This is a genomic window from Streptomyces anulatus (assembly GCF_014650675.1).
Lineage (GTDB): Bacteria > Actinomycetota > Actinomycetes > Streptomycetales > Streptomycetaceae > Streptomyces > Streptomyces anulatus.
The window spans coordinates 335,783-351,835 of sequence record NZ_BMVK01000003.1; the positions used below are offsets into that span (position 1 = coordinate 335,783).

The window sequence follows — 16,053 nt, forward strand, 5'->3', positions numbered from 1 at the left end:
CCGTAGGGGGCCTTCAGCACCATGAGCGTTGTCACCAACACGACCACCATCGGCGCGATCGACGCACCGAGCCGCCGCAACACCGAGCTGGCGCTCGTCGTCTTCGCCGTCGCCATCTCGGTGTTCGCCTACGCCAACGTGGGCCTCGCCCTCAACGGCGAACTGCCCGCCGGCATGCTCGGCTACGGAGCGGGCCTCGCCCTGCTCGGCGGTGTGGGCCACCTCGCGGTCCGGAGGTTCGCGCGGTACGCGGACCCCCTGCTGCTGCCTCTGGCCACCCTGCTCAACGGACTGGGCCTGGCGCTGATCTGGCGCCTGGACCAGTCCGAACGCTTCCAGGCCCTGGACACCTTCGTCCCCGCCGCCTCGAAGCAGCTGCTGTTCTCCGCCATCGGCGTGGGCACCTTGGTCGCGGTCCTGGCCATCCTGAAGGATCACCGCATCCTCCAGCGCTACACGTACATCTCCATGGTCGTGGCGCTGTTCCTGCTGATCCTGCCGATGTTCTTCCCCGCCGTGAACGGCGCCAAGATCTGGATCAAGATCCCGGGCGTCGGAACGCTCCAGCCCGGCGAGTTCGCCAAGATCATCATCACGGTGTTCTTCGCGGGCTACCTGATGGTCAAGCGGGACGCGCTGGCCCTGGCCAGCCGACGGTTCATGGGCCTGTACCTGCCTCGCGGACGGGACCTCGGTCCGATCCTCGCCATCTGGGCGATGTCGATCCTGATCCTCGTCTTCGAGACCGACCTCGGCACCTCACTGCTCTTCTTCGGCATGTTCGTCGTCATGCTCTACGTGGCGACCGAGCGCACCAGCTGGATCGTCTTCGGTCTGCTGATGTCGGCGGTCGGCGCGGTCAGCGTCGCCACGTTCGAACCGCACGTCCAGGAGCGCATCACCGCCTGGCTCGACCCGTTCGCGGGCTGGGGCAAGCTGAACGCGAGCGAGCAGATGGCGAAGTCCCTGATGGCCTTCGGCTCCGGAGGCACCCTCGGGACCGGGCTCGGACAGGGCAACTCCGACCTGATCGGCTTCGCGGCCAACTCCGACTTCATCCTGGCCACGGTCGGCGAGGAGCTCGGGCTCGCCGGGATGATGGCCGTGCTCCTCGTCTACGGCCTGATCGTCGAGCGCGGCGTGCGCACCGCGCTGGCGGCCCGCGACCCGTTCGGCAAGCTGCTCGCGATCGGCCTCTCCGGCTCGTTCGCCATCCAGGTGTTCGTCGTCGCCGGCGGTGTGATGGGCCTCATCCCGCTCACCGGTATGACGATGCCGTTCCTGGCGGCAGGTGGTTCCTCCGTGCTCGCCAACTGGGCCCTGATCGCCATTCTGATCAGAATCAGCGATACCGCCCGTCGCCCGGCGCCTGCCCCCTCCCCGTCCACCGACGCCGAGATGACGCAGGTGGTCCGCCCGTGAACAAGCCCCTGCGCCGGATCGCGATCTTCTGCGGCATCCTCGTCCTCGCGCTCCTCATCCGGGACAACTGGCTCCAGTACGTCCGCGCCGACGAGCTGAACAGCCACAAGTACAACCGCCGCGTCGAGATCGAGCGGTACGCCCACGAGCGCGGCGACATCATCGTCGACGGCAAGGCGATCACCGGCTCCGCCGAGACCGAGGACAGCGACTTCAAGTACAAGCGGGTCTGGAAGGACGGGCCCCTGTGGGCCCCCGTGACCGGCTACTCCTCGCAGGCCTTCGACTCCTCGCAGCTGGAGAACCTGGAAGACGGCATCCTCACCGGCAACGACGACCAGCTGTTCTTCGACCGGACGCTGTCGATGTTCACCGGCGACAAGAAGCGCGGCGGCAACATCGTCACCACGCTGAACGGCGATGCCCAGAAGGCCGCCTTCAAGGGGCTCGGCGACAAGAAGGGCGCGGTGGTCGCCCTCGACCCGAAGAGCGGCGCCATCCTCGCCCTCGCCAGCACCCCGTCCTACGACCCCTCGGTCTTCGCCGGCAACTCCCTCAAGGACTCGGACAACCGGCAGAAGCTCCTGAAGGACAAGGACAAGCCGATGCTCAACCGGGCATTGCGCGAGACCTACCCCCCGGGCTCCACCTTCAAGGTCGTCACCGCCGCCGCCGCCCTGGAGAACGGGCTCTACGACGACATCGACGCCAAGACGGACTCGCCGCTGCCCTGGACGCTGCCGCAGTCCACCACGCAGCTCAAGAACGAGGGCAACATCCCCTGCGAGAACGCCACGCTGCGCGAGGCCCTGCGGGTGTCGTGCAACACCGTCTTCGGGAAGATGAGCGACGACCTCGGCAACGAGAAGATGATCGAGCAGACGGACAAGTTCGGCTTCAACAAGGAAGTCTTCACGCCCGTCCGCGCCGACGCGAGCATCTACCCCGAGGACAACAAGCCGCAGAACGCGATGGCCGGCATCGGCCAGGCGTCCAACCGGACCACCCCGCTCCAGATGGCCATGGTGGCCTCCGCGATCGCCAACGACGGCAAGCTGATGCAGCCGTACATGGTCGCCGAGCGGCAGGCGCCCAACCTGGACCCGGTCTACACCCACGAGCCCGAGGAGCTCAGCCGCGCGCTCTCCGGTGAGAACGCCCAGAAGGTCCAGCAGATGATGGAAACCGTCGTCAAGGACGGCACGGGAACCAACGCGCGGATCCCCGGCGTCACAGTGGGCGGCAAGACCGGTACGGCACAGCACGGTCTGAACAACAGCGAGAAGCCGTACGCCTGGTTCATCTCGTACGCGAAGACCGACAGCGGCTCACCGGTCGCCGTCGCCGTCGTGGTCGAGGACGGCAACGCCAACCGGGACGACATCTCCGGTGGCGGGCTGGCCGCCCCCATCGCGCGCGACGTGATGAAGGCAGTCATCGACAGCAAGAAGTGAGACCTGTCACGGCGGCCGCCCGTCATACCGGACATCGGATACCGGTCGGATATCGGCTGACGGGTGCGGGCTGATCACGTCACCCGTGCCCGGTAGCGTATGCGCGAACAGCGCACCGCCGCGGACCACACACGGGTGCGGTCGGGACTGACGGAGAGGGCTGGAACAGTTATGGAAGAGCCGCGTCGCCTCGGCGGCCGGTACGAGCTGGGCTCGGTGCTCGGCCGTGGTGGCATGGCCGAGGTCTACCTCGCGCACGACACCCGGCTCGGCCGCACCGTAGCTGTGAAGACGCTCCGGGCCGATCTGGCCCGTGACCCGTCGTTCCAGGCCCGGTTCCGCCGTGAGGCCCAGTCGGCCGCCTCGCTCAACCACCCCGCGATCGTCGCCGTGTACGACACCGGTGAGGACTACGTCGACGGGGTCTCCATCCCGTACATCGTGATGGAGTACGTCGACGGGTCGACGCTGAGGGAGCTCCTGCACTCCGGTCGCAGGCTGCTCCCCGAGCGCACGCTGGAGATGACGGTCGGCATCCTCCAGGCCCTGGAGTACTCGCACCGCGCCCAGATCGTCCACCGCGACATCAAACCGGCGAACGTCATGCTGACGCGCACCGGCCAGGTCAAGGTCATGGACTTCGGCATCGCCCGCGCCATGGGCGACTCCGGGATGACGATGACGCAGACCGCCGCGGTCATCGGCACCGCCCAGTACCTCTCCCCGGAGCAGGCCAAGGGCGAGCAGGTCGACGCGCGCTCCGACCTGTACTCCACCGGCTGCCTGCTGTACGAGCTGCTCGCGGTCCGGCCTCCGTTCGTCGGGGACTCGCCCGTCGCGGTGGCCTACCAGCACGTGCGGGAGGAACCGCAGCCGCCGAGCAACTTCGACCCCGAGATCACGCCCGAGATGGACGCGATCGTGTTGAAGGCGCTCACCAAGGACCCGGACTACCGCTACCAGTCCGCCGACGAGATGCGCGCCGACATCGAGGCCTGCCTCGACGGCCAGCCGGTCGCGGCCACGGCGGCGATGGGCGCCGCGGGGTACGGGGGCTACGACGGTTACCACACCGACCAGCCCACCGCCGCCCTGCGCCCGACGGACCCGAACAACGCGCAGACCTCGATGCTGCCCCCGGTCAACCCGGACGACGGCGGCTACGGCTACGACGACCGCCAGGGCCGTCGGCGCCAGCAGAAGAAGAGCAACACCTCGACGATCCTGCTGGTCGTCGCGGGCATCCTGGTGCTGGTCGGCGCGATCCTGATCGGCCGGGTGATCTTCTCCCCGACCAGCGACGACGGCCAGATCAAGGCCCCGAACCTGGTGGGCTCCACGGTGGACCAGGCGGAGAAACTCGCGGCCAGAACCGACGTCACCGTGAAGGTCGGCGCCGAGGAGCCGTGCGAGGAGCAGGAGAAGGGCGAGATCTGCTCGCAGGATCCGGCGGCCGACGCGCTGATGGACAAGGACGGCACCGTCACGGTCGTCGTCTCCGCCGGAGCGCCGAAGGTCGAGATCCCCAACGTCCTGGAGAAGTCCGAGGACGGCGCCCGCGAGGTTCTTGAGGGCAAGGGCTTCACGGTCAACGTCACCACGGAGGAGTCCGAGAAGACCGAGGGCACCGTGATCGAGCAGGACCCCAAGGGCGGCGCGAAGGCCGAGGAGGGTGCCGAGATCACCATCACCGTGGCCGTGCAGACGACCGACCCGATGCCGGACGTGCGGACCCGTCAGTACGACGCCGCCGTGGCCCAGCTCAACCAGCTCGGATTCACCAACGTCTCACGGGCCGACGTGGACTCGGAGAAGCCGGCCGGAGAGGTCATCGAGCAGACCCCCGCGGGCCCGAGCAAGCAGGCCAAGGACGTGCAGATCGTCCTGAAGGTCTCCAAGGGGCCGGCACAGCCGGAGCAGGTCGCGATCCCCGGTGACATCGGCAACAGGCCGTACCAGGACGTCAAGGGCCAGCTCGAAGGGCTCGGCTTCGTGGTCGCGCTCGCCCCCAACTCGGTCGACAAGCCGAACGCCCGGGTGATCACCAGCAGCCCGGCGCCGACCACCCAGGCGCCCAAGGGCAGCACCGTCACCCTCGTGACCATCGAGGGCGGCGGGAACGGCGGGAACGGCGGGGGCTTCATCGGAGGCATGGGCGACGACTGAACCGCCTTCCACCCACCGCACACGGGAAGGGCCCCGGTCACCACTCGGTGACCGGGGCCCTTCCCGTGTGCCGGGCGCGAGCGGCCTCGGCACGAGGGCTCAGCGCAGCTCGACCGGCTTCGTACGGTCCTTGTCGACCTTCTCCGTACGCTCCAGCTCGCCCCACACGATGTAGCGGTACTTCGAGGTGTAGACCGGGGTGCAGGTCGTCAGCGTGATGTAGCGGCCCGGCTCCTTGACGCCCGACTCCTCCGGGACCGGCTGGATCACGTCGACGTTGAACTTCGACGTCTCGGGGAGCTTCTTGTAGACCTTGTAGACGTACCAGGTGTCCTTGGTCTCGAAGACGACCGGATCACCGTTCTTCAGCTTGTGGATGTTGTGGAACTTCGCGCCGTGCCCGTCACGGTGCGCGGCCAGCGTGAAGTTGCCCTCGTCGTCCCAGGGGAGGCCCGATTCGACCGGGTCGGTGTAGTAGCCCGCGATGCCGTTGTTCAGGGTCTCGGGGTCGGTGCCCTTCTTGACCAGCACCTCGCCGTTCTTCATGGCGGGCACGTGCAGGAAGCCGATGCCGTCCTTGGTGTCCAGGGCGCCCGGCCCGTCCGCCCACCTGCTGCGGACCGTGTCGCCCTGCTTGTCGGCCTCGCGGTCGGCGAGCACGTTGGTCCACCACAGGGAGTACGCGACGAACAGCGCGAGCACCAGGCCCGCGGTGATGAGCAGTTCGCCGAAGACGCTCACGGCCGTCGCGACGGGGTGGCGGCCTCGCGGGCGCACCGGGGGCGCGTCCACCTGGGACGTGGATGTGCCGGCCCGCTCGTCGTGCTCGGTCCTCGCTGCCACCGCACCGTCCCTGTCGTGAGGATGTTCAGCCGACGAGCGCGTCGGGCTTTCCCTGGCTGCGCGGCCGTTCGTCGACCATCTTGCCCCAGACGATCAGCCGGTAGGTACTCGTGAATTCCGGGGTGCACGTCGTCATCGTGAGGTACCGGCCCGGGCCCTGGAACCCTGAGCCCACCGGTACCGGTTCGATCACCGAGATGTTGGACGGCGCGGTCTGCGGGAGGATGCTGGCCATCTCGTACGTGTAGTAGGCGTCCTGCGTCTCGACCACGATCGGGTCGCCGGGTTCGAGCTTGTTGATGTAGCGGAACGGCTCGCCGTGGGTGTTGCGGTGGCCGGCCACGGAGAAGTTGCCCTGCTTGTCGGAGGGCATCGCCGTCTTGAGCCTGCCCTCGCCGTAGTGGCCGAGCATCCCCCGGTCGAGCACCCTCTCCTTGTCGATGCCCTCGGCGATCGGGACGACGACGTCCAGCTTGGGGATGTGCATGATCGCGAAGCCCTGGCCGGGTGCGAACACGCCGGGCTTCCGGTCGCCTCTGGCCCACTCGTCCTGGATCCGGTTCGTCTCCTTGCCGGCGATCTGCTCGGCCCGGATGTTGGTCCACCAGAGCTGGTAGGTGACGAACAGCAGCATCAGGACGCCCAGCGAGATGAACACCTCGCCGACCACCCGGCTGGCGACGACCGCCGGGCTGTCCTTGGCCGCCTTCGCCGCGCGCCGGGCCTCCACCCGGGACATCGGGGCGGCCGGGGCGGCCTGTTCCGCGACCGGCTCCGGGCGCCGACGGCCGCGCCCCTTGGCCGCCCGCCGCCGCTCGGCCCGCCCACCGGAGGGAGGCGCACCGGGGCGGGAAGCAGACTCGGGATCGAGATCGGGCTCGGGCTCGGCCGGAATGCGGCTGATGACTTCGGTGCGGGGCTCGGCGGGCCCCCCGACGACAGCGGCCATGACTTCGGTGCGCGGTTCGGCGGGCAGGTCCGGCGCCGGGACCGGCTCCTCGGCCGGAGCTATTCGCGCAGACGGCTGCTGGGGCCCGTACCAGTCGCGTTGGTACCCGACGGGGTCATACCACTCGTTCGGGGCTCCCTGGGGCTGCTGAGGCCCTTGGTGAGGCGTGTAACCGGCCTCGTGCGACGGCGCCGCCGTCGGTACGTGTCCGAGCACGGGATCCGGCACGTGTCCGAGCACCGGCTCCGGTACGTGTCCGAGCACGGGATCCGGTACGGATTCGGGTGCTCCGGGGCCGTCCGCTCCCGGTCCGCCCGGGATGTTGTCCGCCCGGAACCACGGCGAGGCGTGCCCGCCGGGCAGCGGATCGTTGAGCGGATCCGCGAGTCCGTCCACCGCCGCCACGAACGCGCCGTCGGCCCCGTACGCCCCTTGCGCGTGAGGGCCCTCCGGTCCGGCGTCGTGCCCGGGGCGGCCTGCGGTCACGCGGCGGCCTTGCCCACCACCGGCGCGAGCCCCGCCGACCGCGCGACGGCCCCCTGGTCTCCGCACTGCTCCAGCCAGTTGGCGAGCATCAGGTGGCCGTGCTCGGTGAGCACCGACTCGGGGTGGAACTGCACACCCTCCACCGCCCGGTCGCGGTGGCGCAGCCCCATGATGATGCCGTCCGCCGTGCGGGCGGTGACCTCCAGCTCCGGGGGTAGCGCACCGGGTTCGGCGGCGAGCGAGTGGTAGCGCGTCGCGGTGAAGGGGGACGGCAGTCCGGCGAAGACGCCCTTGCCCTCGTGGGTCACGGGGGAGGTCTTGCCGTGCAGCAGCTCGGGGGCCCGGTCGACGACACCGCCGTACGCGACCGCCATCGACTGCATCCCCAGGCAGACGCCGAAGACCGGGACGCCGGTGTCCGCGCAGTGCCGCACCATCTCGACGCAGACGCCGGCCTGCTCGGGCGTGCCGGGACCCGGCGAGAGCAGGACGCCGTCGAAGCCGTCCTGCGCGTGGGCGGGGGTCACCTCGTCGTTCCGCAGCACCTCGCACTCGGCGCCGAGCTGGTAGAGGTACTGAACGAGGTTGAAGACGAAGCTGTCGTAGTTGTCCACGACGAGGATGCGTGCGCTCACTGGTCGGCTCCTGCTCCACCGGCGCTCGCGCCGTCGACGGTCACATCACCGAACGGAAGCAGCGGCTCCGCCCACGGGAACACGTACTGGAACAGCGCGTAGACGACCGCCAGAACCAGCACGAGCGAGATGACGCCCCGCACCCATGCGTTGCCCGGCAGATGCCGCCAGATCCAGCCGTACATGCTGACCCCTCCATTCGGTACCCGCACCAGACTAGAGGGCCGCGGCCGGACAGGGGGTCAGCTGTGGAAAAGCTCGGGTCAGCCGGAAAGTTCCGGCGGCCTTCCGTCGCTCACCGGCCGTGTCGCGTCCAGATGCGCCCAGGCGATCAGCCGGTGGCTGCTGCCCCATTCCGGCTCGCACGTGGTGAGCGTCAGATAGCGTCCGGCGCCCTCGAATCCGGAGCCGCGGGGCACCGGGTCGACGACGGCGGTGTCGGTGGGCACGGTCCGGTACGGCTTCTTCGCGATGCGGTACGTGAACCAGGTCGTGCCGTCGTTCACGACCACCGCGTCCCCGGGCCGCAGCTTCGGGAAGTCCTTGAAGGGGTCGCCGTACGTCCTCCGGTGCCCGGCCACCGCGAAGTTGCCGGTGTCGCCGGGGCGGGCCGTTCCGCTGTAGTGCCCGAGCCCCTTCTGCAGGGTTCCGACCGCGGTGTTCTCCAGAACGGGCCATTCCCAGTCGGCGCCGAAGCGGGGGATGCGCATCGTCGCGAAGGGTTTTCCGTCGCGGTACGGGGCGGGGGCCGGGGCCGCCGACGGGGACGGGGACGGCTCCGCGGAGCCGGGCGGCGGGGCCTGTGCCACGGGCTCCCGGGCCCACTGGCTCTGGAGGGTGTCGATCTCGCCCTCGGCCGCGTCGGCGGCTTTCACACCGGTCCAGAACAGGAAGTAGACGACGAAAAGGATGATCAGCGCACCCGCGGTGATGCAGAGTTCGCTGAAGGTTCTGACGACGAGTCGCACCGACACCGGACGGCCTCCCCGGGGCTCAGCTCGGGCTCACTCCACAGGCTGTGCGTAGTGGAGATCCACTGTGCCCGAGTACCCGGGAAGAGTCACCGCCTCGTTCTCGTCGACTTTCCAGCCCAGCCCGTACGCCTTCACGTACAGCAGGTAGTTCTGGATCGCGGTGGAGTCGTTGAGCGCCCGCTTGAGCTTGCCCGGGTCGCCGACCGCGGTGACCTTGTACGGCGGGGAGTAGACGCGGCCCTGGAGGATCAGCGTGTTGCCCACGCAGCGGACCGCGCTGGTGGAGATCAGCCGCTGGTCCATCACCTGGATTCCGCGCGCCCCGCCCTGCCACAGCGCGTTCACCACGGCCTGCAGGTCCTGCTGGTGGATGACCAGGTCGTTGGGCTGGGGCTCGGGGTAGCCGGGGTTGGCGGTGGCGTCGGGGGGCGCGTCATTGAGCGTCACGCTGACGGAGTCGCCGCTGATCTTCGTGGTGCCGGCCGCCTTCTCCAGTGCCTTCAGCCGGGCGTCCTCGGCCTTGGTGGAGCCGTCGTCGCGCTGGGCCAGGGCGTCGATGTCCGCGCGGGCGCCGGCGACCGCATCGTTCAGTTCGCCGTTCTTCTCGCTGCGCTCCCTGATCAGGTCGGAGAGCTTCAGCAGCGAGGAGTCGCTGCGCAGATTGGTGCCCTTGGCGGTGTTGGCGCTGGTGACGAAGATCAGTCCGGCCAGGGCGAAAACCGCAGCGGTGAGCCCCCGGACCGCCCACGCGGAGGTGCGCCGGGCCGGGCCTTCTGGGGAGTCGGCAGAATTGCTCAACGTACCCTTATCTCATCAGGCGCCAGAGAAGCACTACGCTAACGGACGCTCGGGGGAGGCAGCATTCCCCCTGGCACCCCGCCCCCGGCGCCCGCCACAGATCCCTGCGCGGTCACGCAGCGCATCGACAGGAGAGTCCCTCGTGCCGAAGTCACGTATCCGCAAGAAGGCCGACTTCACGCCGCCCCCGGCGAAGCAGGCAACGGCTATCAAGCTGACCAATCGCAGTTGGGTCGCTCCGGTGATGCTGGCCCTGTTCCTCATCGGGCTGGCCTGGATCGTGGTGTTCTACGTGACCGAAGGCGATCTTCCGGTCGACGCCCTGGGCAACTGGAACATCGTGGTCGGCTTCGGCTTCATCGCCGGCGGCTTCGCCGTGTCGACGCAGTGGAAGTGACGGACCACCTCCGCGCAAGCCTTGCCCTGAGTTACCCACAGAGTTATCCACAGCTGGGGGAAAAGGTCAGACGATCTGTGGATAACCTCCACTCAAGTTGACGCCGGTGTGACTGCAGCCTCCCTCGTCGAGGGGGGCTGCACCCCGTTGTCCTGGCGGAAAAACCCAGCTCAGCGACAAGGGGAACGACTGTTCCTCTTGCCATGCACAAGATTCTGCGCACACTGTGGACAACTTCGGTCGGCCTGGGGGTGGAGACCCCTGTTCCGCACAGGATCAGGCTCTGGATCCGGCTCTGGACCGGCTCGGGACCCGGCTCAGGTGAGGGACATCGTGCGGGCGACGATGATCCCGATGCTCGCCAGCAGGACGAGCGCGCAGGCGCCCACCTGCACCGCCGTACGCCGCTCGCGCGGGGCGTGGACCATGCCGACGGCGATGGCGACACCCGCGATCAGACCGCCGACGTGCGCCTCCCAGGCGATGCCGCCCCAGGTGAAGGTGAAGACCATGTTGATCGCCAGGAGCACCAGCACCGGACGCATGTCGTAGTTCATCCGCCGCATCAGGACGGCGGTGGCGCCGAACAGGCCGTAGACCGCGCCGGACGCGCCCAGCGAACCCTGGTTGGGCGCGGCGATCAGGTAGGTGAGGGCGCTGCCCGCGAGGCCGGACAGCAGGTAGAGGGCGAGATAGCGGGACCGGCCGAGCGCCGCCTCCAGCTGTCCGCCGAGCCACCAGAGCCCCAGCATGTTGAACCCGATGTGCACCACTTCCTGGTGCAGGAACATCGAGGTCACCAGGCGATACCACTGGCCCTCGGCGACGCCTTCGATGGATCCCGGCGGCGGGCTCGGGTCCCACGCCAGCCCGAGCAGCGTCAGATCGCCCACCAGCGCGGGACGGACGGAGACCAGGAGGAAGACGGCCAGATTGATGCCGACCAGGATCTTGGTGACCAGGCGCGGGTCGGCGGCCACCGCACCGCCCGCCAGCGTCCGCGGCCGGGCGGCTGCCGGGTGGTGCCCGGTGCCCGAGCCCTGACGTACGCAGTCGGGGCACTGGAAGCCGACCGAGGCGCTGACCATGCACTCGGGGCAGATGGGCCGCCCGCAGCGCGTACAGCTGATGCCGGTCTCGCGGTCGGGGTGGCGGTAGCAGGTCGGCGTCGGCACACCGCTTCCCGCGGCGGCCCGGTCCCCCGGCGGCTGCTGGTCCATCGGTCCTGGCCTGCCTCTCGGTCCTCGTCGCTCGGCGGCGCGAACAGGGCCGCCCCGCTGGTCCGCTATGTATCAGTACGGACGGGCGGGGCGGTTGGTTCCCGCGAGGGGTATCCGGCGGAAGCGGACGTCAGCGGGTCTCGACGACCACGGACTCGATCACCACGTCCTCCAGCGGACGGTCGGTACGCGGATTGGTCGGGGTGGCCGCGATGGCGTCGACGACCTTGCGGCCCGCCTCACCGGACACCTCGCCGAAGATGGTGTGCTTGCCGGTCAGCCAGGCGGTGGGGGACACGGTCAGGAAGAACTGGGAGCCGTTCGTCCCCGGGCCCGCGTTCGCCATGGCCAGCAGATAGGGCTGGGTGAAGCCCAGCTCCGGGTGGAACTCGTCGGCGAACTTGTAGCCGGGGCCGCCGGTGCCGTTGCCCAGCGGATCGCCGCCCTGGATCATGAAGCCGCTGATGACGCGGTGGAAGACGGTGCCGTCGTACAGCCGGTCCGTGGACTTCTCCCCGGTCTCCGGGTTGACCCACTCGCGCTGCCCGGTGGCCAGCTCGACGAAGTTCCGGACCGTCTTGGGGGCGTGGTTCGGCAGAAGCCGAATCTCGATGTCGCCCCGATTGGTCTTCAAGGTGGCGTAAAGCTGCTCGGCCACGGTCTGCCTTCCTTCGTCCTTCACCTGACGCCACATCCATCGCTGACGTCCGCCGATCCTCCCACGGACCGGGAAATGTGCGGCCGGATGCCGGACGAAACGGCGCGTTCGCCACTGAACCGTGGCATTGTCGTCGGCACACTTCACATGAACCGTTTTGACCTCAAATGACGACCATGACCCGGATGCCCGTCCCGCATGCCGGGCATGGACCCAACAGGCATGATTTCGAACTGGGCGGACAGGCGGAGTACCTACCCGCCACCAAGGAGGAGGATCTCGTGACCCGCATCGACAGCGTGCGCGCCGCAACCGACTCGGCGAAGGACAGCGCGCAGCACGCCGCGGAAGTGGTGGCGCCCTACGCCGACAAGGCCAAGGAGCAGGCGGCCCACTACGCACACGAGGCGCGCGTACGGCTCGCGCCCAAGGTGACGAAGGCGGCCCAGCAGGCCCGTGTCCAGTACGCGTCCCATCTCGCGCCGCGCCTCGAACAGGCCCGTACGCACGTGCCGCCCAAGGTCGACGAGGCCGCGCACCGCGCCGCGGTCTCCACCCGCAGGGCCGCACGGAACGCCGCCGACTACACCGCCCCCCGCGTCGAGCACGTCCGGGCGGTGGCCCTGCCCGTCGCCGAGCAGGCATCCGCCCGCAGCGCAGCCGCCCTGGCGGCGCTGCGCACCCAGGTGACGGCCAAGGAGATCCAGAAGCTGGCCAGGAAGCACCAGCGGCGGGCCAAGGCGGGCCGGGCCGCGAAGGGGTTCCTGGTTCTGAGCGTCCTGGCCGGCGGCGCCTATGCCGCCTGGCGCTGGTGGGACAAGCAGGCCAACCCGGACTGGCTGGTCGAGCCGCCCGTCGCCACCGAGGTGGGCGACGAGCGTTCGCCGCTCAGCTCGGTCGACGGCAGCGACCGGGCCGACCTCGACCCGGAGGTCAAGGCCAAGCAGGCCGAGGCCGAGTCGGGCGAGGGGAACACCCCCGGCCTCGACGACCGGCCCTGACCCGGGCCGGCACGGGGCGCCCCGTGCGTACCCCCTGACAGAACGAATGAGGCTGCGGTAACCGCCCGGGCGGTTACCGCAGCCTCATTCGTTCTCTCGCCCCGCTCCACCGTAAGACGGCGGCGGAGCCCCGCCCACCGGCGACTACCGGCTCACGGCGAAGCGCATCAGGGCCTGCTCGTCGCCCTGCTTGATCTTCCCGGTCTCGTTGATCACCTGGAGCTTCCAGCCCGCGCCCTCGCGGATCGCCTTGGCCACGGCGACGCCGTTGTCCTGGGTGAGCATGCTCGGCCAGATGTCGGCGACCTGCTGCGTGCTCCCGCCCGTCGCGTCGTACACCTTGAAGCTGATGTTGCGCGCGTTGCTGAACGCGCTCCGCTTCTTGTACGCGGCGGCGATGAAGACGATCGACGTGATGTTCGAAGGAATCTTGGCGAACTCGACGGTCACCGTCTCGTCGTCACCGTCACCGTGTCCGGTCTGGTTGTCCCCGCTGTGCACCAGCGAGCCGTTGCCCAGCGGGTCCAGCGAGTCCAGGCCCGCCAGCCGTACCGGGTCCCCGCCCTGCAGCGCGATGGCGATCAGGTCGAGGTCCGTGCCGGCCTTCTGCCGGAGCTTCCCCATCAGGCCGCCGCTGCTCCCGACGGTGGGGTCCCAGGACGCCCCGATGGACAGATGGGTCACCCCGCCCAGGTCGGCCGGGCCGTCTTCCTTCGTCAACGTGATCATGCCTGAGTCCTTTGGTGGCTCGACTGTTTACGTATGAAGTGTGCCTGGTGCCTCCGGCTCTCGGTCCCCGGAGGAAGCGCGCCGGTTCCGGATCGTACGAGATCGCGGCCCGGCGGGCGGGCGCCCCGGCGATCCATCGGTGGCGGCGGCAGGAGCAGAACGGCGAAGACCCCCCTGAACCGCGTCACCGCGGTTCAGGGGGGTCTTGAAGGTGGGTGGAGCCCAGGAGACCGTCTTCCGGCGGGCCCCGGTCGGCCACGGGCTGCCCGCATGTGCGGAGAGAGCAGGATTTGAACCTGCGAAGGCGTGAGCCCGACCGGAACAGTGTCCCGATCCCCGATAGACCACTCCGGGCATCTCTCCCTGGGAACGGGCCGCGGCCGCGGCCCGTCCACATCCACCAGACTGCACCACCCCGCTGACGGGCGGCTGATGTCCCGCTGACCCGGCCCGAAGCACAACTCCGCGACTTTCAGGCGGGATTGCTACACTGCGCCACGTGGCCATCATGAGTACGGACACCGACGTCGGAACACTCTTACGAGACTGGCGGCGACGCGTGAAGCTCACCCAGGGGGAGCTCGCGCAGCGCGCCACCACCTCGGCCCGGCACCTGAGTTTCGTGGAGACCGGCCGCTCGCGTCCCAGCCGCGACCTGGTCCTGCGGCTGGCGGACTGCCTGGAGATCCCCCTACGTCAGCGGAACACCCTGCTCGTGGCGGCCGGTTACTCCCCGTCGTTCCAGGAGACTCCCCTGGAAGCGCCCCGGCTGAAGATCGTGCGCGAGGCGATGGACCGCATCCTGGGAGCCCATGCTCCCTATCCGGCGCTGGCCGTGGACGCCGACGAGAACATCGCCGCCATGAACATCGGCACGGAGCTGCTCCTGCGGGACGTATCGCCCGAGCTGCTCGAACCGCCGCTCAACGTGATGCGGCTCTGCCTCCACCCCGAGGGGCTCGTCCGCCAGGTCGTCAACCACGAAGAATGGCGTGGCCATCTGATCGGCCGGCTGTACCGGCAGGCCATCTATTCGGGGCGCGAGAGCCTGCGAGAGCTGTACGACGAGGTGTCCGCATACTGGCCGGACGCCGCCAAGTCCGGCGGTGGGCACGATCTGTCGGACACGATCGTCGCTTCGATCCGTGTGCGGGGACTGGGCACCGAACTGCGGCTGTTCAGCACCATCGCCACGTTCGGTGCGGCCACGGACATCACCGTGGCGGAACTCTCCCTGGAGACCATGCATCCGGCCGATGAGCAGACCGCAGCCGCGTTCGAGACCGCGGCTGCGGAACGGCTCGGCCGGCAGGACACCGAGTCCCCGGGCCGCTGATCATTTGGTCAAGAAGGCCAGCAGGTCCGCGTTGAACCGGTCCGCGTGAGTGGCGAACAGCCCGTGCGCCGCGTCCTCGTAGCGAAGGAACGTGCTGCCGGGGATCAGCCGGGCGGTCGCCTCACCGCACAGGCCGATGGGGGCGCCCATGTCGGCGCTTCCGTGCACGACCAGCGTGGGAATCCGGATCCTGGCGGTCTCCGCGCGCTGGTCGGTGGTGAAGAGGGTGCGGTAGATCTCCAGAGCGGCCCGCGGCGAGCAGTCCAGGGCCAACTCCGATGACCAGCGCATCAGCTCCGGTGAGAGGGCCGGCCTGTCCGGGTCACCGCCCGCACCCGCGAAGAACTGGGTGGCGAGTTCGGCGGCCCAACGCGGGCGGTCCTTGACCATCCCCTCGGCCAGGCTCTCGAAGAGCGCGGGATCCAGGCCCTCGGGGTGGTCCGGCGCCCCCATCATGAACGGCGTGGTCGAGCCGGCCAGGACGAGCCGGGAGACCCGGTCCGTTCCGTGTCGTGCCAGATAACGCACCGCCTCCCCGCCACCGACCGCGTAGCCCACGAGGGCCGTGTCCGTGAGATCGAGGTGGTCGAGAAGGGCCGCGAGGTCATCGGCGAGCGTGTCGTACCCGTAGCCGTCCCAGGGCTGGTCCGAGCGTCCGCAGCCGCGCCGGTCGTAGGTGACGCACCGGAGCCCGTGTGCGGCCAGGTAGGGCGCCTGGAACTCCCACATGCGCGAACTCATCATCGCGGTACCGAGCAGGACGACGGGTTCACCGGTCCCCCAGTCATTGTAAAAGAGACTGGTCCCATCTCTGGACGTTAAGAAAGGCATGCCCCTAGACTCCCCCACCCAGGAGCTTGCGTCAATTACGTGCAAGGTAATGTGATGCGGAATCGCCCCGAGGAATCGCCCGCATTGCGGACACGCACTCACGATGCGCACCTATTCGAGGCCGAAACCTCCTCTTTCACCCCCTGGCGATAAT

16 protein-coding genes and 1 tRNA gene are annotated in these 16,053 nt (G+C 69.1%); 6 read left to right on the top strand and 11 right to left on the bottom strand.

The genetic code is table 11. The features are described from left to right. The first annotated feature begins 21 nt into the window (after positions 1 to 21). From IE272_RS09935 to pknB, 3 genes are all read left to right on the top strand, one after another. A complete protein-coding gene (locus tag IE272_RS09935) occupies positions 22 to 1,422 on the top strand; it encodes an FtsW/RodA/SpoVE family cell cycle protein (protein ID WP_047177650.1) in 1,401 nt (466 codons plus the stop codon). Continuing rightward, the gene (locus IE272_RS09940; protein ID WP_050359812.1) at positions 1,419 to 2,876 is read left to right on the top strand and encodes a peptidoglycan D,D-transpeptidase FtsI family protein; all 1,458 of its coding nucleotides are present in this window, start codon (positions 1,419 to 1,421) and stop codon (positions 2,874 to 2,876) included. The genes IE272_RS09935 and IE272_RS09940 overlap by 4 nt, the downstream gene beginning before the upstream one ends. Positions 2,877 to 3,047: 171 nt before the next feature. Further along, on the top strand, positions 3,048 to 5,042 hold the full coding sequence (gene pknB / locus IE272_RS09945) for a Stk1 family PASTA domain-containing Ser/Thr kinase (protein WP_050359813.1): 1,995 nt from the start codon (positions 3,048 to 3,050) through the stop codon (positions 5,040 to 5,042). 99 nt (positions 5,043 to 5,141) lie between these two features. Here pknB and IE272_RS09950 read toward each other — a convergent pair whose 3' ends face one another. From IE272_RS09950 to IE272_RS09975, 6 genes are all read right to left on the bottom strand, one after another. Beyond that, positions 5,142 to 5,885 carry a class E sortase gene (locus IE272_RS09950; protein ID WP_050359814.1) on the bottom strand — a complete coding sequence of 248 codons (744 nt, stop codon included), beginning with the start codon at positions 5,883 to 5,885 and terminating at the stop codon, positions 5,142 to 5,144. A 25-nt stretch (positions 5,886 to 5,910) separates the two neighbouring features. Continuing rightward, entirely contained in the window at positions 5,911 to 7,320 is a 1,410-nt protein-coding gene (locus IE272_RS09955; RefSeq protein ID WP_190006672.1) for a class E sortase, read from the bottom strand. After that, the gene (locus tag IE272_RS09960) at positions 7,317 to 7,955 is read right to left on the bottom strand and encodes an aminodeoxychorismate/anthranilate synthase component II (protein ID WP_050359816.1); all 639 of its coding nucleotides are present in this window, start codon (positions 7,953 to 7,955) and stop codon (positions 7,317 to 7,319) included. The genes IE272_RS09955 and IE272_RS09960 overlap by 4 nt, the downstream gene beginning before the upstream one ends. After that, positions 7,952 to 8,140, bottom strand: coding sequence for a hypothetical protein (locus IE272_RS09965; protein ID WP_047177645.1), 189 nt, complete (start codon positions 8,138 to 8,140; stop codon positions 7,952 to 7,954). Before IE272_RS09965 ends, IE272_RS09960 begins: the two co-directional genes overlap by 4 nt. A gap of 78 nt (positions 8,141 to 8,218) precedes the next feature. Beyond that, positions 8,219 to 8,929 (bottom strand): class E sortase, encoded by a 711-nt coding sequence (locus IE272_RS09970; protein ID WP_190006673.1) that lies wholly within the window; start codon positions 8,927 to 8,929, stop codon positions 8,219 to 8,221. A 30-nt stretch (positions 8,930 to 8,959) separates the two neighbouring features. Continuing rightward, complete coding sequence (locus IE272_RS09975; protein ID WP_050359818.1) at positions 8,960 to 9,727, bottom strand: DUF881 domain-containing protein; 768 nt, start codon at positions 9,725 to 9,727, stop codon at positions 8,960 to 8,962. Between the two features lie 142 nt (positions 9,728 to 9,869). On the opposite strand from IE272_RS09975, the gene crgA reads away from it, so the two are divergent. Beyond that, a complete protein-coding gene (gene crgA, locus IE272_RS09980) occupies positions 9,870 to 10,124 on the top strand; it encodes a cell division protein CrgA (RefSeq protein ID WP_003967902.1) in 255 nt (84 codons plus the stop codon). A 317-nt stretch (positions 10,125 to 10,441) separates the two neighbouring features. On the opposite strand, the gene IE272_RS09985 is transcribed toward crgA, so the two are convergent. After that, complete coding sequence (locus IE272_RS09985) at positions 10,442 to 11,344, bottom strand: rhomboid family intramembrane serine protease (RefSeq protein WP_190006674.1); 903 nt, start codon at positions 11,342 to 11,344, stop codon at positions 10,442 to 10,444. 130 nt (positions 11,345 to 11,474) lie between these two features. Then, positions 11,475 to 12,002 (bottom strand): peptidylprolyl isomerase, encoded by a 528-nt coding sequence (locus IE272_RS09990; protein ID WP_050359820.1) that lies wholly within the window; start codon positions 12,000 to 12,002, stop codon positions 11,475 to 11,477. 281 nt (positions 12,003 to 12,283) lie between these two features. On the opposite strand from IE272_RS09990, the gene IE272_RS09995 reads away from it, so the two are divergent. Further along, complete coding sequence (locus IE272_RS09995) at positions 12,284 to 13,003, top strand: DUF5324 family protein (protein WP_190006675.1); 720 nt, start codon at positions 12,284 to 12,286, stop codon at positions 13,001 to 13,003. A 144-nt stretch (positions 13,004 to 13,147) separates the two neighbouring features. On the opposite strand, the gene IE272_RS10000 is transcribed toward IE272_RS09995, so the two are convergent. Both IE272_RS10000 and IE272_RS10005 read right to left on the bottom strand, forming a co-directional pair. Continuing rightward, a complete protein-coding gene (locus IE272_RS10000; RefSeq protein WP_007447254.1) occupies positions 13,148 to 13,732 on the bottom strand; it encodes a TerD family protein in 585 nt (194 codons plus the stop codon). A 275-nt stretch (positions 13,733 to 14,007) separates the two neighbouring features. After that, positions 14,008 to 14,095: transfer RNA gene (locus IE272_RS10005), tRNA-Cys, on the bottom strand. Between the two features lie 145 nt (positions 14,096 to 14,240). Between IE272_RS10005 and IE272_RS10010 the strand changes: the two genes are divergently transcribed. After that, positions 14,241 to 15,068, top strand: coding sequence for a helix-turn-helix domain-containing protein (locus IE272_RS10010; RefSeq protein WP_098891057.1), 828 nt, complete (start codon positions 14,241 to 14,243; stop codon positions 15,066 to 15,068). On the opposite strand, the gene IE272_RS10015 is transcribed toward IE272_RS10010, so the two are convergent. Further along, positions 15,069 to 15,899 (bottom strand): alpha/beta fold hydrolase, encoded by an 831-nt coding sequence (locus IE272_RS10015; protein ID WP_050359821.1) that lies wholly within the window; start codon positions 15,897 to 15,899, stop codon positions 15,069 to 15,071. Positions 15,900 to 16,053 lie beyond the last annotated feature (154 nt).